Annotated in this window: 21 protein-coding genes; 10 read left to right on the top strand and 11 right to left on the bottom strand. The window is 71.8% G+C overall.

The window, feature by feature from the left end:
- Positions 1-128 precede the first annotated feature (128 nt).
- Complete coding sequence (locus RH861_RS09295) at positions 129-410, top strand: DUF4031 domain-containing protein (RefSeq protein WP_310520742.1); 282 nt, start codon at positions 129-131, stop codon at positions 408-410.
- On the opposite strand, the gene RH861_RS09290 is transcribed toward RH861_RS09295, so the two are convergent.
- The gene (locus RH861_RS09290; RefSeq protein ID WP_445423317.1) at positions 396-3,092 is read right to left on the bottom strand and encodes an Rne/Rng family ribonuclease; all 2,697 of its coding nucleotides are present in this window, start codon (positions 3,090-3,092) and stop codon (positions 396-398) included. The genes RH861_RS09295 and RH861_RS09290 overlap by 15 nt on opposite strands.
- A gap of 275 nt (positions 3,093-3,367) precedes the next feature.
- Between RH861_RS09290 and RH861_RS09285 the strand changes: the two genes are divergently transcribed.
- A complete protein-coding gene (locus RH861_RS09285; protein ID WP_310520740.1) occupies positions 3,368-3,991 on the top strand; it encodes a vitamin K epoxide reductase family protein in 624 nt (207 codons plus the stop codon).
- 67 nt (positions 3,992-4,058) lie between these two features.
- Here RH861_RS09285 and ndk read toward each other — a convergent pair whose 3' ends face one another.
- The 5 genes from ndk to RH861_RS09260 form a co-directional block, all read right to left on the bottom strand.
- Positions 4,059-4,481: a nucleoside-diphosphate kinase gene (gene ndk, locus RH861_RS09280; protein ID WP_067947397.1), complete on the bottom strand. Its 423-nt coding sequence runs from the start codon at positions 4,479-4,481 to the stop codon at positions 4,059-4,061.
- Entirely contained in the window at positions 4,478-4,894 is a 417-nt protein-coding gene (locus RH861_RS09275) for a DUF4233 domain-containing protein (RefSeq protein ID WP_310520739.1), read from the bottom strand. Before RH861_RS09275 ends, ndk begins: the two co-directional genes overlap by 4 nt.
- Complete coding sequence (locus RH861_RS09270) at positions 4,891-6,264, bottom strand: bifunctional folylpolyglutamate synthase/dihydrofolate synthase (protein ID WP_310520738.1); 1,374 nt, start codon at positions 6,262-6,264, stop codon at positions 4,891-4,893. Before RH861_RS09270 ends, RH861_RS09275 begins: the two co-directional genes overlap by 4 nt.
- The gene (gene ileS, locus RH861_RS09265) at positions 6,261-9,578 is read right to left on the bottom strand and encodes an isoleucine--tRNA ligase (protein WP_310520737.1); all 3,318 of its coding nucleotides are present in this window, start codon (positions 9,576-9,578) and stop codon (positions 6,261-6,263) included. Before ileS ends, RH861_RS09270 begins: the two co-directional genes overlap by 4 nt.
- Before the next feature lie 222 nt (positions 9,579-9,800).
- Positions 9,801-10,202, bottom strand: coding sequence for a GntR family transcriptional regulator (locus tag RH861_RS09260; protein WP_310520736.1), 402 nt, complete (start codon positions 10,200-10,202; stop codon positions 9,801-9,803).
- Positions 10,203-10,326: 124 nt separating this feature from the next.
- Between RH861_RS09260 and RH861_RS09255 the strand changes: the two genes are divergently transcribed.
- The 7 genes from RH861_RS09255 to RH861_RS09225 all read left to right on the top strand — a co-directional run bounded on the left by RH861_RS09255 (position 10,327) and on the right by RH861_RS09225 (position 18,860).
- Complete coding sequence (locus tag RH861_RS09255) at positions 10,327-11,985, top strand: ABC transporter substrate-binding protein (protein ID WP_310520735.1); 1,659 nt, start codon at positions 10,327-10,329, stop codon at positions 11,983-11,985.
- On the top strand, positions 11,963-12,943 hold the full coding sequence (locus RH861_RS09250; RefSeq protein WP_310520734.1) for an ABC transporter permease: 981 nt from the start codon (positions 11,963-11,965) through the stop codon (positions 12,941-12,943). The genes RH861_RS09255 and RH861_RS09250 overlap by 23 nt, the downstream gene beginning before the upstream one ends.
- Positions 12,940-13,815, top strand: coding sequence for an ABC transporter permease (locus tag RH861_RS09245; protein WP_310520733.1), 876 nt, complete (start codon positions 12,940-12,942; stop codon positions 13,813-13,815). The genes RH861_RS09250 and RH861_RS09245 overlap by 4 nt, the downstream gene beginning before the upstream one ends.
- On the top strand, positions 13,812-15,497 hold the full coding sequence (locus tag RH861_RS09240; RefSeq protein WP_310520732.1) for a dipeptide ABC transporter ATP-binding protein: 1,686 nt from the start codon (positions 13,812-13,814) through the stop codon (positions 15,495-15,497). Before RH861_RS09245 ends, RH861_RS09240 begins: the two co-directional genes overlap by 4 nt.
- Before the next feature lie 104 nt (positions 15,498-15,601).
- Positions 15,602-18,196 (top strand): valine--tRNA ligase, encoded by a 2,595-nt coding sequence (gene valS / locus RH861_RS09235; protein ID WP_310520731.1) that lies wholly within the window; start codon positions 15,602-15,604, stop codon positions 18,194-18,196.
- Positions 18,193-18,639 carry a GNAT family N-acetyltransferase gene (locus RH861_RS09230; RefSeq protein ID WP_067947378.1) on the top strand — a complete coding sequence of 149 codons (447 nt, stop codon included), beginning with the start codon at positions 18,193-18,195 and terminating at the stop codon, positions 18,637-18,639. The genes valS and RH861_RS09230 overlap by 4 nt, the downstream gene beginning before the upstream one ends.
- Positions 18,639-18,860 (top strand): hypothetical protein, encoded by a 222-nt coding sequence (locus RH861_RS09225; RefSeq protein ID WP_310520730.1) that lies wholly within the window; start codon positions 18,639-18,641, stop codon positions 18,858-18,860. The genes RH861_RS09230 and RH861_RS09225 overlap by 1 nt, the downstream gene beginning before the upstream one ends.
- Positions 18,861-18,935: 75 nt before the next feature.
- Here RH861_RS09225 and RH861_RS09220 read toward each other — a convergent pair whose 3' ends face one another.
- The 5 genes from RH861_RS09220 to sufB form a co-directional block, all read right to left on the bottom strand.
- Positions 18,936-19,265, bottom strand: a complete 330-nt coding sequence (locus tag RH861_RS09220) for a metal-sulfur cluster assembly factor (protein WP_067947374.1) — start codon at positions 19,263-19,265, stop codon at positions 18,936-18,938.
- A gap of 19 nt (positions 19,266-19,284) precedes the next feature.
- Positions 19,285-20,052 (bottom strand): Fe-S cluster assembly ATPase SufC, encoded by a 768-nt coding sequence (gene sufC, locus RH861_RS09215; protein ID WP_310520729.1) that lies wholly within the window; start codon positions 20,050-20,052, stop codon positions 19,285-19,287.
- 66 nt (positions 20,053-20,118) lie between these two features.
- Complete coding sequence (locus tag RH861_RS09210; RefSeq protein WP_067947370.1) at positions 20,119-20,445, bottom strand: non-heme iron oxygenase ferredoxin subunit; 327 nt, start codon at positions 20,443-20,445, stop codon at positions 20,119-20,121.
- A 1-nt stretch (position 20,446) separates the two neighbouring features.
- The gene (gene sufD / locus RH861_RS09205; protein ID WP_310520728.1) at positions 20,447-21,628 is read right to left on the bottom strand and encodes a Fe-S cluster assembly protein SufD; all 1,182 of its coding nucleotides are present in this window, start codon (positions 21,626-21,628) and stop codon (positions 20,447-20,449) included.
- A gap of 2 nt (positions 21,629-21,630) precedes the next feature.
- Positions 21,631-23,049 carry a Fe-S cluster assembly protein SufB gene (gene sufB / locus RH861_RS09200; protein ID WP_310520727.1) on the bottom strand — a complete coding sequence of 473 codons (1,419 nt, stop codon included), beginning with the start codon at positions 23,047-23,049 and terminating at the stop codon, positions 21,631-21,633.
- Positions 23,050-23,298: 249 nt separating this feature from the next.
- Here sufB and RH861_RS09195 point away from each other — a divergent pair, with 249 nt between their 5' ends.
- Entirely contained in the window at positions 23,299-24,237 is a 939-nt protein-coding gene (locus RH861_RS09195) for a COX15/CtaA family protein (RefSeq protein WP_310520726.1), read from the top strand.
- The last annotated feature ends 5 nt before the right edge of the window (positions 24,238-24,242 follow it).

Raw genomic sequence — 24,242 nt, 5'->3', positions numbered from 1 at the left:
ACCGGGATAAGCGGCGGCACCAACGGTCGAGTTTACACGGATGCCGCGGGGCCGGTCAAACGCGCGCGACCCGCGTGTCCCGGCCCGGTCGGAGGGGCGCCGCGCTCCCCCGGCGTACACTCGGCGCCATGGCCGTGCTCATCGATCCGCCGCTGTGGCCCAAGCACGGCACCGTCTGGTCGCACCTCGTCAGCGACACCTCGATCGACGAGCTGGTCGCCTTCGCTGAGCGCAACGGGATTCCCGCCCGCGGGTTCGACCTCGACCACTACGACGTGCCCGCCGAGCGGTACGACGAGCTCGTCGCCGCGGGCGCCGAGCCGGTGCCCGCTCGCGAGCTCGTGCGCCGGCTCCGCGCGAGCGGGCTCCGGGTCACGCCCCGCGAGCGGCGCGGCTCAGTCGGACGCTGAGCCGCCCTCGCCGTCGGGCCGCGTGATCACGGGCGGCGCGCCCGCGGGGCTCAGCGCCGCCGTGGAGACGCGACGACTCCGCGACCGCGCGCGTCCCTCACCGGGCTGCTTGGGCGCGGGCAGGGCGTCGAGCATCGAGTCGAGGAGCACCTCGGCCTCGGGCACGCGCGCCGGACGCTCGCGTCGGACGGGCGGCTCGGGCAGGTCGATGATCGGTGCCGGACGCTCCGCGGCGGGCTCGGCCGAACCCGTCGGCGTCTCGGCCTCGGCGCGTTCCTCCGGGACGGCGGGCGCCTCGGCCGCGGCCTCTCGCTCGCCGGCGCCGCCGCCCGAGCCCCGCGACGCGCGACGACGACCACGCCGGCGCCCGCCGCCCTCGGCCGGCGCCTCGGCGCCCGGCGTGGCGTCGGCGACCGCCGACGACGGCTCGGATGCGGCATCCGTCGGCGCCTTCTGCTCGGCGTGCGCGACGGTCGACGCGGCGATCTGCGCGAGCGCGTGCTTCACGTCCTCGGTGATCGCGTGCGTGCCCTGGTGCGCCTTGTCGGCCGCGGGCGCCTGCGACGACCCGCCGTTGTTGCCGTTGCCGCCGCCGCGGTTCCGGCGGCGCTCGACCTGCTGCTGCGGCGCGCGGTGCTTCGCGATCGGCTCGTGGTGGACGATGATGCCGCGCCCGGCGCAGACCTCGCACGCCTCGGAGAACGACTCGAGCAGCCCGAGCCCGAGCTTCTTGCGGGTCATCTGCACGAGGCCGAGGGAGGTGACCTCGGCGACCTGGTGCTTCGTGCGGTCGCGCGAGAGGCACTCGACGAGTCGACGCAGCACGAGGTCGCGGTTGGACTCGAGCACCATGTCGATGAAGTCGACGACGATGATGCCGCCGATGTCGCGGAGTCGCAGCTGGCGGACGATCTCCTCCGCCGCCTCGAGGTTGTTCTTGGTGACCGTCTCCTCGAGGTTGCCGCCGGAGCCGACGAACTTGCCCGTGTTGACGTCGATGACGGTCATCGCCTCGGTGCGGTCGATGATCAGCGAACCGCCGGACGGCAGCCACACCTTGCGCTCGAGCGCCTTCTCGATCTGCTCGGTGATGCGGAACTCGTCGAACGCGTCGCGCTCGCCCTCGTAGGCCTCGACGCGCTCGAGCAGGTCCGGCGCGACCTGGCCGAGGTACTTCTCGATCGTGCGGCGCGCCTCGTCGCCGGCGATGATCATCTTCTGGAAGTCCTCGTTGAAGACGTCGCGGACGATCTTGATGAGCAGGTCCGGCTCGGAGTGCAGGAGCGCCGGCGCCTGGACCTTCTCGATCGTCTGCGAGATGTCGGCCCACTGGCTGATGAGCCGGTTGACGTCGCGCGTGAGCTGCTCCTCGGTGGCGCCCTCGGCCGCGGTGCGCACGATGACGCCCTGGTTCTCGGGGAGCACCTCCTTGAGGATCTTCTTCAGGCGCGCGCGCTCCGTGTCGGGGAGCTTGCGGCTGATGCCGTTCATCGAGCCGTTCGGCACGTACACGAGGTAACGGCCGGGAAGCGAGATCTGGCTGGTCAGGCGTGCGCCCTTGTGGCCCACCGGGTCCTTCGTCACCTGGACGAGCACCCGGTCGCCCGGCTTCAGCGCGAGCTCGATGCGTCGGGGCTGGTTCTTCTCGCCGTTCTCGGCAGCGGCATCCCAGTCGACCTCGCCCGAGTACAGCACGGCGTTGCGGCCGCGGCCGATGTCGACGAACGCGGCCTCCATGCTCGGCAGCACGTTCTGCACGCGGCCGAGGTACACGTTGCCGATGAGCGACGCGTCCTGGTTGCGCGCGACGTAGTGCTCGACGAGCACGCCGTCCTCCATGACGCCGATCTGGATGCGGCCGCCCTTCTGGCGCACGACCATCTGGCGGTCGACCGACTCGCGGCGCGCGAGGAACTCGGCCTCGGTGATCACGGCCCGGCGGCGCCCGGCGTCACGACCGTCGCGGCGACGCTGCTTCTTCGCCTCGAGGCGCGTGGAGCCCTTGACCTTCTGCGGCTCGGTGATCAGCTCCGGCTCGCGGGGCTTGCGGACCTTGACGACCGTGTTCTCGGGCTCGTCGCCGGCGTTGCGCGACTCCTCGCCGCTGCGGCGACGGGACCGGCGACGGACGCTCGAACCCTCACCCTGGGCGTCGCGCTCACGGTCGCGGTCGCGGTCCCGATCGCCGCGTTCGGACCGGTCGGACCGGTCGCCGGCCGGCGGCTCGAACACCGGCGGGGCGTGGAAGATCAGCGAGGTGGTCGTCAGCACCGCGGGGATCGGCGACGCCGGCTCGGCCTCCGCGTCGGATCCGGCGGCCTCGGCCGGAGTCTCCGCCGCCGCCGCCTCGCCGGCCTGCGGGGCAGCGGATGCCGCAGCGTCGGCCGGAGCGTCCGCCACCGCCTCCGCGGCCGCCTCGACCGGCTCCGCGGGCGCGTCGCCCCGGCGCTCCTGCCCGTCGCCGTGCGTGAGGACCGGCGCGGCGGACTCCTCCGTCACCGGTGCGCTCGGGCCCGCGGGGGGCTCGGCGGCGGCCGGCGCGGCGGCATCCGCGGTCTCGTGCTCGCTGCGCGGCACGACCTGGGTCGCACGGCGGCCGGTGCGACGGGCCCCGAAGAGCCCCACCTTGCGCCGGGGCGGCTCGCCTGACGTTGCGTTCGTCGGTGTTCCGTTGTCTTCCACCATCTCTGGTGCACTCCTACGCCGGGAGCGGTGGCCGCGCCACCTCACCCCGTACTCCTCGGAGCGGTCCCGCGCCGTGCGCCGGACCGCCAATCCTTCTCTGCTGCGCCCGACGGGTGCCGGTGACGCCAAATCTCGCGGTTCGTCCGCGGATGCGGATGCGGTGCATCCTCAAAGCCCTCGTTGGCGTCGCACCGAGCGCGGCTCGGGCGACTGCAACGATTATCGCACGGTCTCCCAGCGCTGCGCGGAATCGGCGTGCCAGAATACCGGGCATGCCCGACTCCCCCCGCCCGGCACGGCCGGTCGCGCTCGCCGTGTTCCTCGTCGTCGCGGGGGCGCTGGGCCTGCTCGCGGCGTTCGAGCTGACGCTCGAGAAGATCCTCACGCTGTCCGATCCCGACTACGTGCCGGCGTGCAACGTGGGCGTCCTCGTCGGGTGCAGCGTGAACCTCGGGTCGGACCAGGGCGCGCTGTTCGGGTTCCCCAATCCGCTGATCGGGCTCATGGCCTGGCCGGTGGTCATCACGACCGGGGTGGCCCTGCTCGCCGGTGCCCGCTTCGCGCGCTGGTACTGGATCGGGCTGAACGTGGGCGTCACGGGTGCGCTGGCCTTCGTGATCTGGCTCATCGCGCAGAGCATCTACGTGCTCGACGTGCTCTGCCCGTGGTGCATGCTCACGTGGGCGGTCACGATCCCCGTCTTCCTGGTCGTCACGCTCCGGAACCTCCGCGAGGGGGCGATCCCGGCCTCGCCCGCCGTACGGCGCGTCGCGGACACGCTCATGGGATGGGTGGTCGTCATCACGATCGCCTGCTACGCCGTGGTCATCCTGCTCGCGCAGGCGCAGATGAACGCCATCCCGCGCGTGATCATCGACCTGCAGAACCTGTTCTGATCGGCGCACGCGGTACGGCGGCGGCATCCGTCGCCGGACACCGCCGCCGCGCGGTCGAGCGGACGGCTCAGTCGAACCAGAGCGCGAGCTCGCGCTCGGCCGACTCCACCGAGTCGGAGCCGTGCACGAGGTTCTGCTGCACCTTGAGACCCCAGTCGCGGCCGAAGTCGCCGCGGATGGTACCGGGCGCGGCGGTCGTCGGGTCGGTGGTGCCGGCGAGGACGCGGAAGCCCTCGATGACCCTGTTGCCGGCGACGCGCATCGCGACGACCGGACCGGACTCCATGAACTCCACGAGCGGCTCGTAGAAGGGCTTGCCCTCGTGCTCGGCGTAGTGCTTCGCGAGCAGTTCGCGGTCGGGCTGCACCATGCGGATGTCGACGAGCGAGTAGCCCTTCGCCTCGATGCGGCGGAGGATCTCGCCGGTGAGGTTGCGCGCGACCCCGTCGGGCTTCACGAGCACGAGGGTCTCTTCGATGGCGGTGGTCATTGGGGTTCCCTTCCTGGGGCGGCGGACGCCGCCCGATCACGGTCGATGCGCCCGCCGACGATCATGCAGTACGCCCACATGCCGCCGAACAGGGCACCCACGACGAACATCGCCGGGTTGAGCAGACCCGACGCGAAGATGACGGCCTGCAGCGCCCAGCCGAGGCCGTAGGCCCACTCGTGGCGGAGCAGGCCGAGGGTGAGCAGGAGCCCCATGATCACCACGCCGCCACCGGCGAGCGGTGCCCACTCGGGCAGGCCCAGGATGCCGCCCTCCTCGCGCGACAGCCCCCAGATCACGAGCGCGGCGAGGAACACGACGACGACCTCGAACGCGAGCACGATGCTCGCGAGGGTGCGGCGCACCGACCGCGGGCCGCCCGGGATCGGAGCGGCGGGCTCGGCCGTGGTCACCGGTCGCTCCAGCCGCGGTCGTCGGCGATCGCGATGGCGTCGCCGACGAGGGTGATCGACCCGGTGACGAGGACGCCGCGCTTCTCGCCGCGCGCCGCCCAGTCGCGGGCGTCGTCGAGCGCGTCGTCGAGGCGCTCGACCACGTCGACGCGGTCGGGGCCGACCACCGCTGCCACGGATGCCGCGAGCTCGCCGGCCGGGATGGCCCGGTCGGACTCGGACTGCGTGGCGAGGAAGCGCGCCCCGGTCGGCTCGAGCGCCCGGACGATCCCCGTGGCATCCTTGTCGCCCAGCACGCCGAGGACGATGACGAGCTCGTCGAAGTCGAAGTACTCGCCGAGCGCCTCGATGAGGGCGGCGGCGCCGTGCGGGTTGTGCGCCGCGTCGACGAGGACGGTCGGGTCGACCGAGACCGGGTGCAGGCGGCCCGGCGAGGTCGCCGCGCCGAGCCCAGCCTCGAGCACGTCGTCGGCCAGTCGGACGGTTCCGCCGAGGAACGACTCGACGGCCGCGATGGCCAGGGCCGCGTTCTCCGACTGGTGGCGCCCGTAGAGCGGGAGCGCGAGGTCTCGGTACTCGCCCGCGAGGCCGCGCACCGAGACGAGCTGGCCGCCCACGGCCACGCGCGAGTCGAGCACGGCGAACGCGCCGCCCTCGACCGCGACGCTCGCCTCGCGCGCGTCGGCGACCTCGTGCAGCACCTCGAGCGCCTCGGGCGCCTGGAAGGCCGTCACGACGGCCGCGCCCGGCTTGATGATGCCGGACTTGGTGCGGGCGATCTCCGCGATCGTCCGGCCGAGGCGCTCGGCGTGGTCGATGGCGATGGGCGTGATGACGGCCACCTGGCCGTCGGCGACGTTGGTGGAGTCCCACTCGCCGCCCATGCCGACCTCGAGCACCACCACGTCGACGGGCGCGTCGGCGAAGGCGGCGAAGGCGAGCACGGTGAGCGCCTCGAAGTACGTCAGCGGCACCTCCCCGCGACCCTCGAGCTCCGCGTCGACGAGGCCGAGCACCGGGAGGATCTCCTCCCAGATGCGGGCGACCGCCTCATCGGCGATCGGCTCGCCGTCGATGCGGATGCGCTCGGTGAACCGCACGAGGTGCGGGCTCGTCATGAGTCCCGTTCGAAGGCCCTGCGCGCGCAGGATGCTCTCGATCATCCGGCTCGTCGAGGTCTTGCCGTTGGTCCCGGTCAGGTGGATCACGGGCGCAGCGCGGTGCGGGTCGCCGAGCAGTTCGACGGCTCGACGCGTGGCATCGAGCCGCGGCTGCGGCTGGGCCTCGCCGACGCGCGCGAGCAGCGCGGCGTACACGGCGTCGGCGGCGTCGCGCTCCTCGGGCGTGGACTCGGGCGTCACGGTGCTCATCGGGCGGTCACCTCCGCGAGCTTCTCGACCCGCACCGCGAGCTTCGAGCCGTCGCCGACCGAACGCGCCTCGTCGCCGTTCGGCGACCCCTCGGCGATCACGACCTCCGGAGCGAGCGTCTCGCGGCCGATGAGGTCGCGATGCGCCTCGGCGGCGGCGACGCCCGCTGCGTCGAGCGTGAGCGAGAGCCGGATCCGGTCGCCGACCTCGAGGCCGGCCGCCTTGCGGGCGTCCTGCACGGCGCGGACCACGTCGCGCGCGAGGCCCTCCGCCTCGAGCTCGGGCGTCGTCACCGTGTCGAGGATGGCGAAGCCGCCGTCGGCGAGGAGGCCCAGCGCCTGGCCGTCGCCCGCCGCGCCGGCCTCGAGCACCAGGTCGTACTCCCCCGCCTCCAGCGGGATGCCGCCCGCGACGACCGCGTCGCCGTCGAGGGTCCAGTCGCCCGACCGGGCGGCCTGGATCGCCTGCTGCACCTGCTTGCCGAGCCGGGGTCCGGCCGCGCGGGCGTTGACGGTCAGTCGCTTCGTGACGCCGTACGTGGCGGCGCTCGACTCGTCGAGCTCGACGAGGTCGACGCGCTTGACGTTGAGCTCGTCGCGGAGGATGCCCTCGAACGGCGCGAGCGCCGCGGCATCCGTCGTCACGACAGTGAGCGCCGCGAGCGGCAGCCGCACGCGCCGGCCGGCCTGCTTGCGCAGTGCGAGCACAGCGCCCGTGACCTCGCGCACGCCGTCCATGGCGGCGACGAGCTCGGGGTCGGCGGGGAACTCGTCGGCCACGGGCCAGTCGGTCAGGTGCACGCTCCGTCCGCCGGTGAGCCCGCGCCACACCTGCTCGGTCACGAGCGGCAGCAGCGGCGCGGCCAGGCGCGTCAGCGTCTCGAGCACGGTGTACAGGGTGTCGAAGGCCTCGCTGCCGGTGCCGTCCTCGGCGACGCCGCCCCAGAAGCGGTCGCGCGAGCGGCGCACGTACCAGTTCGTGAGCACGTCGCCGAAGTCGCGCAGCTTCTGCGCCGCGAGCGGCGAATCGAAGTCCTCGAGGTCGACGGTGACGGCGTCGACGAGGTCGCGGAGCTTGGCGAGCAGGTACCGGTCGAGCACGTCGGTCGAGTCGGTGCGGCGGGATGCCTCGTATCCGCCCTCGCGCGCGGTGTTGGCGTAGAGCGAGAAGAAGTACCAGGTGCTCCACAGCGGCAGCATGAGCTGGCGGACGCCCTCGCGGATGCCCTCCTCGGTCACGATCAGGTTGCCGCCGCGCAGCACCGAGCTCGACATGAGGAACCAGCGCATCGCGTCGGAGCCGTCGCGGTCGAACACCTCGTTGACGTCCGGGTAGTTGCGCAGCGACTTCGACATCTTCTGCCCGTCGTTGCCGAGGACGATGCCGTGGCTCACGACGTTCTCGAACGCCGGCCGGTCGAACAGCGCGGTCGAGAGCACGTGGAGGGTGTAGAACCAGCCGCGCGTCTGCCCGATGTACTCGACGATGAAGTCGGCCGGGTTGTGGGTGTCGAACCACTCGCGGTTCTCGAACGGGTAGTGCACCTGCGCGAAGGGCATCGACCCGGAGTCGAACCAGACGTCGAGCACGTCGGGGATGCGGCGCATGGTCGACTGGCCGGTCGGGTCGTCGGGGTTCGGCCGGGTCAGCTCGTCGATGTACGGGCGGTGCAGGTCGGGCTCGCCGTGCTGGTTCAGCGGCAGGCGGCCGAAGTCGCGCTCGAGCTCCTCGAGCGAGCCGTACACGTCGATGCGCGGGTGGGCGGGGTCGTCGCTCTTCCAGACCGGGATCGGCGAGCCCCAGTAGCGGTTGCGGCTGATCGACCAGTCGCGCGCACCCGAGAGCCACTTGCCGAACTGGCCGTCCTTGACGTTCGCCGGGACCCAGTTCACCTCCTGGTTGAGCTCCTCCATGCGGTCGCGGAACTCCGGCACGCGCACGAACCAGCTCGACACCGCCCGGTAGATGAGCGGGTTGCGGCACCGCCAGCAGTGCGGGTACGAGTGCTCGTAGCTGGCCTGGCGGAGCAGGCGCCCCTCGGCCTTCAGCAGCTGCGTGAGCGGCTTGTTCGCGTCGCTCCAGAGGAGCCCCGCGACATCCGTCACCTCGGGGAGGAACTTGCCGCCGTCGTCGAGCGAGAGCACGACCGGGATGCCCGCGGCCTCGCACGCCTTCTGGTCCTCCTCGCCGTAGGCGGGGGCCTGATGCACGATGCCCGTGCCGTCCTCGGTCGTGACGTAGTCGGCGACGAGGATGGTCCACGCGTTCTCGAGGCCCCAGCGCTCGACGTCGGCGTAGTAGTCGAAGAGGCGGTCGTACGTGATGCCCTCGAGCTCCGCCCCGCGGACCGTCCGCGAGACCGCGGCGCGGGCGTCGTCGGCCGACTCGTAGCCGAGTTCCTTCGCGTAGTTGCCGACGAGGTCGATCGCGATGAGGTACTCGGCGCCGAGCACCTCGGTGTCGGATGCCGCGCCGCCGGCGCGCTCGCGGAGGACCGTGGCGTCCGGGGTGCCGTTCGGCCCCGCTGGCACGACCGCGTACTCGATGTCGGGTCCGACGGCGAGTGCGAAGTTGGTCGGGAGCGTCCAGGGCGTGGTGGTCCAGGCGAGGGCGCGCACCGCGGTGAGGCCGAGCGACTCCGCCTTCGCGCCCGTGAGGGGGAAGGTGACGGTGACGGTCTGGTCCTGGACGTTCTTGTAGACGTCGTCGTCCATGCGCAGCTCGTGGTTCGACAGCGGCGTCTGGTCGCGCCAGCAGTACGGCAGCACGCGGTGGCCCTCGTACGCGAGGCCCTTCTCGTGGAGCTGCTTGAAGGCCCAGATCACCGACTCCATGAAGGTGACGTCGAGCGTCTTGTAGTCGTGCTCGAAGTCGACCCAGCGCGCCTGGCGGGTGACGTACTCCTCCCACTCCTTCGTGTAGCGGAGGACGGCGTCGCGCGCGGCCTGGTTGAACGCGGCGATGCCCATGCGCTCGATCTCGGCCTTGTCGGTGATGCCGAGCTGCCGCTCCGCCTCGAGTTCGGCGGGAAGGCCGTGGGTGTCCCAGCCGAAGCGGCGGTGCACCTGCTTGCCGCGCATGGTCTGGAAGCGCGGGAAGAGGTCCTTGGCGTAGCCGGTGAGCAGGTGCCCGTAATGCGGCAGGCCGTTGGCGAAGGGCGGGCCGTCGTAGAAGACCCACTCCTCGGCGCCGTCGCGCTGGTCGATGGACGCCTGGAACGTGCCGTCGGCCTTCCAGTGCGCGAGGACGTCGCGCTCGATGGCGGGGAAGTCGGGCGACGGGGCCACGGGCTGGTCGTCGTTGCGGGGGTACACGCGCGCTCCTTGCGGGACGGATCACCTACCGCGAGGACGCCGGCGCCCGTTCGGACGCCTGCGCGGTACCACCCCGCTTGCCCGGCGGCGGAGCGCCGGACCTCTCGTGCTGCGGCTGTGACGGGCCTGCCCCGTTCGGTTCTACTTGGCCCGCGGTCGTGCTGCGGGCGGTTCTTCCGAAGACTCCCCGGTGATGGCCGGATCGATGTCGGTCCCTCCAGACTACCGGGTCGTCGGGGGGCGGCGCACGCCGGTGGGCGGCGCCCCTGGGGCCCAGCGATACGCCTCGCTGATCAGCGCGAGCAGGGCGGGCTCGCCGATGTCGCGCGCCTTGGCCTCGTCGACGAGGTCGTGGATGGCGCCCGCGAGCGCGCCGTGCCCGCCGAGGCGGACGAGGACGACGGCGCCCCGCCCGCGGTGGAGTTCGATGAGCCCCTCGTCACGGAGTCGGCGGTAGGCGTGCAGGACGGTGTGCATGTTCACGCCGACGGATGCCGCGAGGACGCGGGCCGCCGGCAGGCGCTCGCCGCCGGCGAGCCGACCGTCGATGATCGAGGCGCGGATGCCGCGCGCGAGCTGCTCGTGGAGCGGCAGCGGGTCGCCGGGGTCGACGCGGATCAGCACACCGTGAAGCGTATTGTTCTATTCATAGGCGCACAAGTCGCTTGTGAGCGGTCGTCGCCGGTGTCAGGATGATTCCGGCCCCGACGACGTGCGGCCCACCCCTCCCCCTGTCGCAAGGACTTCGATGCGCGCTGCACCCGTGAACCGACGGCCCCTCGGCCGTTCCGCCCTGATCGCCGCCGGCCTGGTGTCGGCCCTCGCGCTCGCCGGTTGCCAGGCCGACGAGCCGCAGGCCTCCGACGAGCCCGTGGAGGGCGGCACGCTCGTCTACGCGAGCGGCGACGCGGAGCCGACCTGCCTGGACCCGCACGTCGGCGGCAACTACCCGCAGGCGCTCATCGCGGGGCAGTTCCTCGAGTCGCTCGTCTCCCGCGACGACTCCGGCGAGATCATCCCGTGGCTCGCCGAGTCGTGGGAGGCGTCGGAGGACGGCCTCGCGTGGGAGTTCACGCTGCGCGACGGGGTGACGTTCACCGACGGCACGCCGCTGGACGCCGAGGCCGTGAAGGTCAACGTCGAGCACCTGCAGGATCCGGCGACGCAGTCGTCCACCGGCTACCTCGCGATGGGCAAGGTCGAGCGTGTCGAGGTCGTCGACGACCTCACGGCGCGTTTCGTCCTCACCACGCCCGACAGTGCACTGCTCGAGTCGCTGAGCCAGCCGTGGACCGCCATCCAGTCCCCCGCCGGCATCGCCCGCGGCATGGAGGAGAACTGCGAGGCGCCGATCGGCACCGGGCCGTTCGTCGTCGACGAGTGGGTGAAGCAGGACCGCGTGATGCTGGTGCGCAACGACGAGTACTCCTCGCCGCCCGCCGACGCCGGGCACGAGGGTCCCGCCTACCTCGAGGCGATCGAGTGGCGCTTCGTGCCGGATGCCGCATCCCGGTACGCCGCGCTGCAGGGCGGCCAGGTCGACGTGATCGACAACCCGCAGCCCGACACCATCGCCGCCGCCGAGGAGTCCGGGAACCTCACGTGGCTCGACGCGCCGCGTCCGGGCGCCTCGAACCGCATCGAGCTGAACTCGGGGCAGGCGCCCTTCGACGACGAGCGCGTGCGCGAGGCGTTCATCCGCGCCGTCCAGGTCGACGAGGGCATCGACGCGCTGTTCTTCGGCACCGCCGAGCGGTCGTACTCGGCCCTGTCCTCGGTCGAGGCGCTCGCGTACTCCGACGCGTCGCGGTTCGAGCCCGATCTCGAGCGCGCGAACGAGCTGCTCGACGAGGCCGGGTGGACCGAGCGCGACGCCGACGGCACGCGCCTGAAGGACGGGCAGCGCCTGACGCTGCGCTTCCCGGTGAGCACCAACCAGTCGATCCCCGCCGAGCAGTCGCTGTTCGAGCAGGTGCAGGCCACCGCGAAGGAGGCCGGCTTCGACGTCGTCATCGACCTGCTCGACCTGTCCAGCTGGTACGGGCGCCTGTTCGCGAACGAGTACGAGATCGTGAGCGCCCCGTACACCAAGGTCGGCCCCGACGTGCTGCGGATCCTGTACCACTCCGACAGCATCACGCCCGCACCGAGCGGCTACTTCGCCAACCTCGCCCAGCTGGACGACCCCGAGGTCGACGCACTGCTGACGGAGGCCGCCGCCGAGAGCGACGCCGACGCCCGCGCCGACCTGTACGAGCAGGCGCAGCAGCGCATCCTCGGCGGGTACTACCTCCTCCCGCTGTACGACCAGCAGAACAGCTTCCTGCTCGACCCGTCGGTGCGCGGCGCTCGCGCCATGCCGACGGTGTCCACGCCGAGCTTCCATGACGCCTGGCTCGCCGACTGAGCCGATCCGGCGCCGCCGCAGCACCGCCCGTCACGCGGCGGTGCTCGTCGGCGGCGCCGTCTTCGTCATGTGGGCCGTCGCCACGCTCACCTTCTTCGCCATCCGGCTGATCCCCGGGGATCCCGCCCAGGCGATCCTCGGCGGTCCCGGATCGCAGGCGTCCCAGGAGGCGCTCGACCTCGTGCGCGAGGAGTACGGCCTCGACCAGCCGCTGGTCGTGCAGTACCTCGCGATGCTCGGCCGGCTGCTCACCGGCGACCTCGGCTCGTCCTACGCCCTCCGCGTCCCCGTCGCCGACCTCCTCGCCGCGCAGGTCGGCGGCACGCTCCTGCTCGCGGTGCTCTCGCTCGCACTCGCCTGGGTGCTCGCGCTCGGTCTCGCGCTCTGGTCGACGGGGCGTGGTCGCATCGCGGCGGCCGTCGGCGAGGGCGTCGAGCTCACCGCCGCAGCGCTCCCCCACTTCTGGCTGGCCGGGGTCCTCATCGCCGTCTTCAGCTCAGGCCTGGGCTGGCTCCCGCCGGTCGCGACGGGCACGCCCGCCGGTCTCGTGCTGCCGGTCGTGACCCTCGCCGTCCCACTCGCGGGCTTCCTCGCCCAAGTCATGCGCGAGAGCCTGCTCGACGCGCTCGAGCAGCCGTTCGTCGTCTCGGCGCGGGCCCGCGGTGAGAGCACCGCCGGGGTCCGGCTCCGCCACACCATCCGCCACGCCGCGCTGCCCGGCATCAGCCTGTCGGGGTGGGCGCTCGGCTGGCTGCTCTCGGGCGCCGTCGTCGTCGAGACGATCTTCGCGATGCCCGGGCTCGGCCGCACGCTCCTGCAGGCGGTCACGCTCCGCGACATCCCGGTCGTCGTCGGCGTGGTGCTGTTCGTCGCGCTCGTCTACGTGGTCATGACCGTGGTCACCGACCTCGTCGCCCGCGTCGCCGACCCGCGCCTCCGGCAGGAGGGAGCCCGGTGAGCGAGCTCGAACTGCGGCAGACGACCGTCGTGTCGGCGGCCGAGCACGAGGCGGCGCGCCCCGCACGGCGGATGCCCCGCATCGGGACGCTGCTCGCGTTCGCCTTCGTGGCCTTCCTCGCCGTCGCCGCGTTCGCGCCGGGGCTGGTGCAGACGCATCCGCCGAACGCGATCTCCGCAGTCGAGGCATTCCAGGCGCCGTCGTTCGCGCACTGGTTCGGCACCGATGAATCGGGCCGCGACGTCTACAGCCGCGTCGTCGCCGGGACCGGGACCTCCCTCCTCATCGGCGTCACGGCGACGTTCATCGGGCTCGCGCTGGGCGCCGTGCTCGGCGTGCTCGCGAGCTTCGGCGGCCGGGCGGTCGACTTCGGCGTCAGCCGGCTCGTCGAGGTGCTGTTCGCGTTCCCCGGGCTGCTCCTCGCGCTGCTCGTCATCGTCATCGCGGGACCGGGGCCCGTGACGGCCACGATCGCCGTGGGGCTCTCGACCGCGCCCGGGTACGCGCGCATCATCCGCGGGCAGCTCGTCGCGATCCGCAGCGCGCCCTTCGTCGAGTCGGCGCGGGTCCTCGGACACGCGCCCGGACGCATCCTCGTGCAGCACATCCTGCCGAACGCACTCGTGCCGCTCCTCGTGCTCGCCACGCTGGGCATCGGGCAGGCGATCGTGTGGGCGTCGGCGCTCAGCTACCTCGGCCTCGGAGCGCAGCCGCCGGCCGCCGAGTGGGGCGCGATGCTCGCGGCGGGCCGCACCTACCTCGGCACCGCGTGGTGGATGACGGTGTTCCCCGGGCTCATGATCGTCGGCACGACCGTGGCGACCACGGTCCTCGGCCGGGCGCTCACCCGACGCGACCAGGAGGTGCGATGACCGCCCGAGCGGATGCCGCCACCGCGGCCCCCCTCCTCGACGTCGAGGGGCTGCGCGTCGCGTTCGACGGCCGCGAGGTCGTGCACGGCCTGTCGCTGCGGATCATGCCCGGCGAGTGCGTCGCCATCGTCGGCGAGTCCGGCTCCGGCAAGAGCGTCACGGCGCGATCGCTCCTGGGTCTCGCCGGTCCGGGCTCGACCACCACGGCCGAACGGCTCGAGGTCCTCGGCCGCGACCTCGCCCGAGCCGGTGAGCGCGAATGGCGCAGCGTCCGCGGCCGCAGCATCGGCCTGATCCTGCAGGACGCGCTCGTGTCGCTCGACCCGCTCCGGCCGATCGGTCGCGAGATCGACGACGCGCTGCGCATCCACGAACGGATGCCGCCCGCGGACCGGCGGACGCGGGTGGTCGACCTGCTCGACCGGGTGGGCATGCCCGACCCCGCCGAGGCCGCCGACCGCCGCTCCGGGGAACTGTCCGGCGGGCTGCGACAGCGCGCGCTCATCGCCGCCGCGCTCGCCCTCGACCCGCCGCTGCTCATCGCCGACGAGCCGACGACGGCGCTCGACGTCACCGTGCAGGCGCGCATCCTCGCACTGCTCGGCGAGATCCGCTCGCGCGGCACGGGGATCCTCCTGATCAGCCACGACCTCGCCGTCGTCGGCGGCCTCGCCGACCGCATCCTCGTCATGCGGGGCGGCCGCCTCGTCGAGGAGGGTCCCGCCGAGCAGGTGCTCCGCACGCCCCGCCACGCGTACACGCGGGCGCTCATCGCCGCCGTGCCCACCGACCGCGCCCGAGGCGAGCGCCTGAGCGTGTCGTCCGCCCCGGTCACCGGCGATGGCGGCTCCGACGACGCGTTCCGGACCGGCGATCGCCCCGCGCCGCCCGCGCGGACCGCGGTCGGAGAGCGACCCGTGCTCCGCCTCGACGGCGTGACGAAGACCTTCCCCGTGGCCGGCGGACGCCTCGCCGCGGTCGACGACGTGTCCCTCGACGTGCGCCGCGGAGAGACTCTCGGGCTCGTCGGCGAGTCCGGATCGGGCAAGACGACCGTGGCGCGCCTGGCCCTCGCCCTCACCGCGCCGGATGCGGGCGAGGTGCTCCTCGACGGCCGGCCGTGGTCGAGCCTCCCCGAGCGCGAGCGCCGGCCGACGCGCCGCCGCATCGGCGCCGTCTACCAGGACGCGCTGAGCTCGTTCGACCCGCGTTGGAGCGTCCGCGGCATCCTCGACGACGCCATCGGCACCGTCCTGCCCCGAGCCGGACGCCGCGAGCGGGACCGGCGGGTCGCGGAGCTGCTCGACCAGGTCGGCCTCGCGGCATCCGTCGGCGCACGCCGACCGCTCACCCTCTCGGGCGGCCAGCGGCAGCGCGTCGCGATCGCCCGCGCCCTCGCCGCCGCACCGGACGTGCTGATCTGCGACGAGCCGGTCTCGGCGCTGGACGTCACGATCCAGGCGCAGATCCTCGACCTGCTCGACGACCTGCAGCGCCGGGACGGACTCGCGCTCCTGTTCATCTCGCACGACCTCGGAGTGGTCCGCCACATGAGCGACCGGGTCGCCGTCATGCGCTCGGGGCGCATCGTCGAGACCGGGAGCTCGGACGAGGTCTTCGGCTCCCCGCAGCATCCGTACACGGCGCAGCTCGTCGCGGACGCCCCGCGCCTGACCGCCTGAGGATCCCCCGGCTTCGAGCGCGCAGCACCCCTCCGGTAAGCTGGAGCGTCGCACATTCAGGCACCCCCACGGACTCGGTGCCGCACATACCGAACCGGAGCATCATGACCGACACCGCGCGCATCCCCGACAAGCCCGCTCTCGAGGGCCTCGAAGCCAAGTGGGGCGGTGTCTGGGAGTCCGACGGCACGTATCGGTTCGACCGCTCCGGCGCCACGCGGGAGGCGATGTACTCGATCGACACCCCTCCGCCCACCGCGTCGGGCTCGCTGCACATCGGCCACGTCTTCTCGTACACCCACACCGACGTCATGGCCCGCTTCCAGCGCATGCGGGGCAAGTGCGTCTTCTACCCGATGGGCTGGGACGACAACGGACTGCCGACCGAGCGCCGCGTCCAGAACTACTACGGCGTCCGCTGCGACCCGTCGCTCCCTTACGACGCCGACTTCACGCCGCCGTTCGAGGGCACCGAGGGCAAGACGATCAAGCCCGCCGACCAGGTGCCGATCAGCCGCCGCAACTTCATCGAGCTGTGCGAGCGGCTCACGGCGGAGGACGAGCAGCAGTTCGAGGCGCTGTGGCGCACCCTGGGGCTCTCCGTCGACTGGACGCAGACCTACCGCACCATCGCCGACGAGGCGCTGTTCACCTCGCAGCTGGCCTTCATCCGCAACGTCGAGCGCGGCGAGGCGTACCAGGCGCTCGCCCCCACGCTGTGGGACGTCACGTTCCGCACGGCCGTCGCGCAGGCCGAGCTGGAGGACCGGGAGCAGCCCGGTCACTACCACCGCGTCGCCTTCCACAAGCCCGGTGGCGGTCACGTCGAGATCGAGACGAGCCGCCCCGAGCTGATCCCCGCGTGCGTCGCGCTCGTCGCCCACCCCGACGACGAGCGGTACCAGCCGCTCTTCGGCACGACCGTCACCACGCCCGTGTTCGGCGTCGAGGTGCCCGTCGTGGCGCACCACCTCGCCCAGAAGGACAAGGGCACGGGCATCGCCATGATCTGCACCTTCGGCGATGTCACCGACGTCGTCTGGTGGCGTGAGCTGGGCCTGCCCAACCGCGCCATCATCGGCTTCGACGGCCGCGTGATCGCCGACGCGCCCGACGCGATCGCCTCCGATGCGGGCCGCGAGGCCTACGCGAAGCTCGCCGGCAAGACGACCTTCTCGGCCAAGCAGGCCGTCGTCGAGCTGCTGCGCGAATCGGGTGACCTGCTCGCCGACCCCAAGGCGATCACGCACCCGGTGAAGTTCTACGAGAAGGGCGACCGCCCGCTCGAGATCGTGTCGACGCGACAGTGGTACATCGTCAACGGCGCGCGCGACGAACCGCTCCGCCAGCGCCTCGTCGACCGCGGTCGCGAGATCGACTGGCACCCCGACTTCATGCGCGTCCGCTACGAGAACTGGGTCGGCGGCCTGGCCGGCGACTGGCTCATCTCGCGCCAGCGCTTCTTCGGCGTGCCGATCCCGGTCTGGTACCCGCTCGACGGCAACGGCGACCCCGTCTACGACGAGCCGATCGTGGCGACCCGCGAGATGCTGCCCGTCGACCCGTCGTCGACCCCCGCCCCCGGCTTCGAGGAGTCGCAGCGGGGCGCGCCCGGCGGCTTCGTCGGCGAGCACGACATCATGGACACCTGGGCCACCTCCTCCCTGACGCCGCAGCTCGCGGGCGGCTGGGAGCGCGACCCGGAGCTGTTCGACCTCGTCTTCCCCTACTCGCTGCGTCCGCAGGGGCAGGACATCATCCGCACGTGGCTGTTCTCGACGGCGCTGCGCGCCGAGCTCGAGCACGGCGTCGCCCCGTGGGCGAACGCCGCGATCTCCGGCTTCATCGTCGACCCCGACCGCAAGAAGATGTCGAAGTCGAAGGGCAACGTGGTCACCCCTGCGGGACTGCTCGAGCAGCACGGTTCCGACGCGGTCCGCTACTGGGCGGCATCCTCGCGCCTCGGTACCGACGCGGCGTTCGACCCGCAGAATCCCACCCAGGTGAAGATCGGCCGACGCCTCGCGATCAAGGTGCTGAACGCCGCGAAGTTCATCCTCGGCTTCGAGGGCGCAGCGGATGCCGCGGTGACGGTGCCCGTCGACCGCAGCATGCTCGCGGGCCTCGCGAGCGTGGTCGAGCAGGCGACCCGCGCGCTCGAGTCCTACGACCACGCCCGCGCCCTCGAGGTGACCGAGACGTTCTTCTGGACGTTCTGCGACGACTACCTCGAGCTGGTCAAGGAGCGGGCCTACGGCGAGCCGAGCCCGGAGCAGGCCTCCGCGGTCGCGGCACTCAAGACCGCGCTGCGCGTGCTCCTGCGCCTGTTCGCCCCCTTCATCCCGTTCGCCGCCGAGGAGGCGTGGAGCTGGTCGAACGAGGGGTCCGTCCACGTCGCCGCCTGGCCGACCGTCGGCGAGCTCGCGGCGCGTGGTGAGGCCGGCGTCGAGCTGCTCGAACTCGCGAGCCTCGCGCTCACGGGCATCCGGCGCGCGAAGACCGACGCCAAGGCGTCGCAGAAGACCCCCGTCGCCCGGGCCGTGATCGCGGCACCGGAGCCGGCGGCGACCCTGCTCGCGTCCGCCGAGGGCGACCTGCGCGCCGTCGGCCGGATCGCCGAGCTCCGCTTCGACACGGCGGAAGCGCTCGAGGTGCGCGAGGTCGTGCTCGAGATCCCGGCAGAGGAGGCCAGCGCATGAGCGTGACGATCCGCGACGTCCGAGACGGCGACTTCTTCGGGTGGCTGCCGTTGTTCGACGCGTACTGCCGGGCCCGCGGCGCGGCGCTCGACGACACCAAGGCGCTCATCGTGTGGAGCTGGATCCAGGATCCGCGGAGCGCCCTCCGCGGCATCGTGGCGGTCGACGACGAGGGCGCGCCGGTGGGACTCGTGCACTACCACCCGGAACCGCGCACGATCGACGCGAGCGTCGGTCTCGTCGTCGACGACCTCTATGTCGACGACGCGCATCGCGGCAACGGCGTGGCCCGGCAGCTGCTCGCGCGGGTGCGCGAGCGAGCCGGCGAGCTCCACGCCACCCGCGTGAGCTGGACGGCCGACCCGGCCGACCAGGACGGGATCCGCGTGTCCGACGAGGTGGCCCGGCGCAATCCGGCCATCGCGTTCGAGATGGACCTCTGATGCGCCTCGGCACGCGGTGGGAGTTCGGCGCGGAGCCGCCGGCGTCCGTGCCCGCGGAACTGCGGCCGCTCATCGCCACGGCGGAGTCGCGCGTCGCCTCGGGCGAGGGCCGTCATTGGACCCTCACCTGGCTCGAGGGGCGTCCGATCGCCGAACTCGACGACGGCACGATCGTGACGACCGGCGCCCTGCCCGACGGCGGCGACGAGGACGACTGGTGATCCCGGCCTGAACCACCGTGCATGACGAACGGCCCGCCCCCGAGGGGACGGGCCGTTCGCGATGTTCGGACTGGGTCAGATCGCGAAGCCGAGGGCGCGCATCATGTCGCGGCCGTCGTCGGTGATCCGCTCGGGACCCCACGGCGGCATCCACACCCAGTTGATGCGGAAGCGCTCCACGACGCCGTCGAGGGACTCGGCGGTCTGCTCCTCGATGACGTCGGTGAGCGGGCAGCCGGCGCTGGTCAGGGTCATGTGGATGACGAGGGCGTCGTGCTCGTCATCCCAGCTGAGGTCGTAGATCAGCCCGAGGTCGACGATGTTGACGCCGAGCTCGGGGTCGACGACATCCTTCAGCGCCTCGCTGATCTGGTCGTAGCGCTCGGGGGCGAGTGAGGTGACCATGGGTCGATTCTACCGGCGCCTACTGGGCGGCGGGCTCGGCCACGTGGTAGCGGTCGTAGCCCTCTTCCTCGAGGCGGTCGGCGAGCTCGGGACCGCCCTGCTCGGCGATCCGGCCCGCGACGAACACGTGCACGAAGTCCGGCTTGATGTAGCGGAGGATGCGCGTGTAGTGCGTGATCAGCAGGATGCCGAGGCCGGTGTTCGCCTTGGCCCGGTTCACGCCCTCGGAGACGACCTTGAGCGCGTCGACGTCGAGCCCCGAGTCGGTCTCGTCCAGGACGGCGAAGCGCGGCTTCAGCAGCTCGAGCTGGAGGATCTCGTTGCGCTTCTTCTCACCGCCGGAGAAGCCCTCGTTGACGTTGCGCTCGGCGAACGCGGCGTCCATGCGCAGGTTGCCCATGGACTCGCGCACGTCCTTCACCCAGCTGCGGATCGACGGCGCCTGGCCGTCGATCGCGGTCTTGGCGGTGCGGAGGAAGTTGGTGACGGTCACGCCGGGGATCTCGACCGGGTACTGCATCGCGAGGAACAGGCCGGCGCGCGCACGCTCGTCGACCGACATCTCGAGCACGTTCTCGCCGTCGAGCAGGATCTCGCCCTCGACGACGGTGTACTTCGGGTGGCCGGCGATCGTGTAGGCGAGCGTCGACTTGCCGGAGCCGTTCGGCCCCATGACGGCGTGGATCTCGCCCTCGTTGATGGTGAGGTCGACGCCGCGGAGGATCTCGCGGGTCCCCTGGTCGGTCTCGACGTTGACGTGGAGGTTCTTGATCTCGAGCACGGACATGGTGATTCGGTGGTCTCTTTCGTTGGTGTCGGCCCTGGGGCCGGAAGTCGGTGGGAGTCGGGACGGTCAGACGGGGAGCTTCACCTCGGGGTCGATGTGGACGCCCCCGTCGGTGATCTCGACCTTGAAGACGGGAACCGGCTCGTACGCGGGCAGTGTGAGCGGCTTGCCGGTCAGCAGCGAGAACTTGGAGCCGTGGGCCCAGCACTCGAGCGTGTCATCCTCGACGAACCCCTCGGAGAGGGAGATGTCGCCGTGCGTGCAGGTGTCGCCGATGGCGAAGATGTCGCCGGCGGCGTCCTTCACGACCGCGATCGGAACGCCCTCGACGACGAAGCGCTGGGCCTCATTGACGGCGAGGTCGTCGACCCCGCACACGCGAACGGATGCCACGTCAGCTCCCCTGCAGTTCGGCCTCGAGCGCCGACATCAGGCGCTCCTCGAGTTCGGCGTCGCCGATCTGCTGCACGACCTCGGCCAGGAAGCCGCGGACGACCAGACGGCGTGCCTCGTCCTCCGGGATCCCGCGGGCCTGAAGGTAGAACAGCTGCTCGTCGTCGAAGCGGCCCGTCGCGGACGCGTGACCCGCGCCCTCGATGTCACCGGTCTCGATCTCGAGGTTCGGGATCGAATCGGCACGCGTGCCGTCCGTGAGGACGAGGTTGCGGTTCTGCTCGTAGCTGTCGGTGCCGGTCGCGGCGTTGCCGATGAGGACGTCGCCGATCCAGACGCTGCGCGCGCCATCGCCCTGCAGCGCGCCCTTGTAGGTGACGCGCGACCGGGTGTGCGGGGCGTCGTGGTGCACGAACACCTGCTGCTCGAGGTGCTGGCCGGCGTCGGAGAAGTACAGCCCGAGCGCCTCGACGTCGCCGCCCTGCTCGGCGAGGTGCGTCGACGGGTTGACCCGGACGACCTTGCCGCCGAGCGAGACGACGATGTGCTTGAGCTTGGCGTCGCGGGCGATGCGCGCGAAGTGGCTGGCCAGGTGCACCGACTCGTCGGTCCACTCCTGGAGCGAGACGACGGTGAGGTTCGCGCCCTCGCCGACGACGATCTCGACGTTCTCGGCGAGGCGGGCGTCGCCGGTGCCGCGCAGCACGACGAGCGCGCGGCTGTTCGGCGCCGCCTCGATGACCGTGTGCGCGGCCCGCGGGGCGGACCCGAGGCCGGAGCGCGTGACGGTGACCGTCTTCGCCTCCTCACCCGTGACCGCGACGAGGAGCGCCTCGCCGAAGCTCGACCAGGCGTTGGCCGCGGCGCGGTCCTCCGGGAGGCCGGCCGTGCCGATGCGCTCGTCCTCGCGCGGGATCCACGAGAGCGCGACGCCCGCGGCATCCGTCGACGTCACCTCGAGGCGCGCGCCGTCGAGCTCGCCCGACGTGAGGTCGGCGAACGCCGCGACGGGCGAGTACTTCCACTCGTGCTCGCGACCGGTGACGGGGGCGAAGTCGGCGACCGCGGTGGAGCGGAAGCGCTCCGAGCGGGTCTGCACGGGCACGATCGGACCGTCGGAGTGCGGTCGGAAGCCGTGCTGCTCGGCGGTGGGCATAGTGGTGCTCTGCGTTGCGACGGTCATCCCTAGCCGACCGATCCTTCCATGCCCATCTCGATGAGCTTGTTGAGTTCCATCGCGTACTCCATGGGCAGCTCGCGCGCGATCGGCTCGATGAAGCCGCGCACGATCATGGCCATGGCCTCGTCCTCCTCGATGCCGCGCGACATCAGGTAGAACAGCTGCTCCTCGCTGACCTTCGAGACGGTGGCCTCGTGGCCGAGCTGCACGTCGTCGACGCGGATGTCGATCGCCGGGTAGGTGTCCGAGCGCGAGATCGTGTCGACGAGCAGCGCGTCGCAGCGCACGGTGTTGGCCGAGTGGTGCGCGTTCGCATCGACCCGTACCTCGCCGCGGTATCCCGCACGACCGCCGCCGCGGGCGATCGACTTCGACACGATCGAGGACTGCGTGTACGGCGCCATGTGGATCATCTTCGCGCCGGCGTCCTGGTGCTGGCCCGGGCCGGCGAACGCGACCGAGAGGGTCTCGCCCTTGGCGTGCTCGCCCATGAGGAAGATCGACGGGTACTTCATCGTCACCTTGGAGCCGATGTTGCCGTCGATCCACTCCATGGTGGCGCCCTCGTGGGCGACGGCCCGCTTCGTGACGAGGTTGTAGACGTTGTTCGACCAGTTCTGGATCGTCGTGTAGCGCACGCGGGCGTTCTTCTTCACGATGATCTCGACGACGGCCGAGTGCAGCGAGTCCGACTTGTAGATCGGGGCGGTGCAGCCCTCGATGTAGTGCACGTAGCTGTCCTCGTCGGCGATGATCAACGTGCGCTCGAACTGGCCCATGTTCTCGGTGTTGATCCGGAAGTAGGCCTGCAGCGGGATCTCGACGTGGACGCCCTTCGGCACGTAGACGAACGAGCCGCCCGACCACACCGCGGTGTTCAGCGCCGCGAACTTGTTGTCGCCGGCGGGGATCACCGTGCCGAAGTACTCCTCGAAGATCTCGGGGTGCTCCTTCAGCGCCGTGTCGGTGTCGAGGAAGATGACGCCCTGCTCCTCGAGGTCCTCGCGGATCTGGTGGTAGACGACCTCCGACTCGTACTGCGCGGCGACGCCCGCGACGAGGCGCTGGCGCTCCGCCTCGGGGATGCCGAGGCGCTCGTAGGTGTTGCGGATGTCCTCGGGCAGGTCCTCCCAGGTCTGGGCCTGCTTCTCGGTCGAGCGGACGAAGTACTTGATGTTCTCGAAGTCGATGCCCGAGAGGTCGGCGCCCCACGACGGCATGGGCTTGCGGTCGAAGAGCTGGAGCGCGCGCATGCGTCGCTGCAGCATCCACTCCGGCTCCCCCTTGAGGCGGGAGATGTCGGCCACCACCTCGGGCGACAGGCCGCGTCGAGCGGATGCCCCGGCCACGTCGGAGTCGGACCAGCCGAACTCGTACGTGCCGAGCCCCTCCAACTCGGGGCGGTCGATGAGTACGTCCGTCATGCTCTCCCTCTTCTCCTCCCGCGCACCGGCTATCAGTCCGGCCCACCCCCGCGGCCCGGTCGAGGTGCCGCTGCCGTCATGGGGTGATGTGCGGGTGGCTTCGTCGCGAACCTACAATGGCTGTTGGGTCCGCCCACGCGCTCACGCGTCGCACGGCCCCTGCCAACCAATCAAGTCTATAGGGTCGAAGGTCCCGGAGGTCCGACTCCCAGCGCCCTCCCACCGCGGCCCGGATCAGGAACGACGAGCGTGAACCGCTTCATCGCGTGGCTCCCCGACCGCATCGACCGCCGCGTACGCGTGGCCGCGTGGCTGTCCTTCCTGGCGCAGACCATCATCATCGCGACCGGCGGCGCCGTCCGGCTGACGGGGTCCGGCCTCGGCTGCCCCACCTGGCCCCTGTGCACCGAGGACTCACTCGTCTCCACACCCGAGATGGGCATCCACGGCGTGATCGAGTTCGGCAACCGATTGATGACCGGCGTCGTCGGCATCGTGGCGCTGCTCGTCCTCCTCTCGATCTGGCGCCTCCGACGCGAGCGGCGCGACCTGTGGCGGCTCGCCCTCGTCGTGGTCCTCGGCATCGTCGCGCAGGCCGTCGTCGGCGGCATCACGGTCTGGACGGGACTGAACCCGTTCATCGTCGGCTTCCACTACGTCGCGTCGCTCCTGCTCGTGTGCGTGACCGCGGCCTACCTCGTCCGGCTCCGCACGGTGCCGGGTCCTCGCGTCCTCGCGGTGCCGACCTGGTACGCGCGGCTCGCCTACGCCTCCACCGTCGTGCTGGCCGTCTCCATCGTCTTCGGCGTGCTCACCACGGCGTCCGGCCCGCACTCGGGCGACGTCGACGCCGGCCGGACCGGGTACAACGCCGAACTCCTCGAGCACATCCACGCCTGGCCAGGCTACGCGCTCCTGGTCCTCACGGTCGCGCTGGTCATCGCGGCGCGCCGACGGGGCCTGCCCGTGCTCGGGTGGTCGATGGTGCTCCTCGCGGTCGAGCTCGTCCAGATCGCCGTGGGGCTCTACCAGGCGCGCAACGGCCTCCCGCCGCTGCTGGTCGGCATCCACATGGTGCTCGCGGCGCTCATGGCCGCGACCATGACCGCCTTCCTGCTGCGCATGACGGAGCCGGCGCCCGCGGTCGCCGCGGCGACGGACGCCGAGCTCGCGGCATCCGCCCGGTGATGGCC

Origin of the sequence: Agromyces indicus, assembly GCF_031432295.1 — a bacterium.
Lineage (GTDB): Bacteria > Actinomycetota > Actinomycetes > Actinomycetales > Microbacteriaceae > Agromyces > Agromyces indicus.
This window is presented reverse-complemented; position numbering and strand designations above follow the sequence as displayed.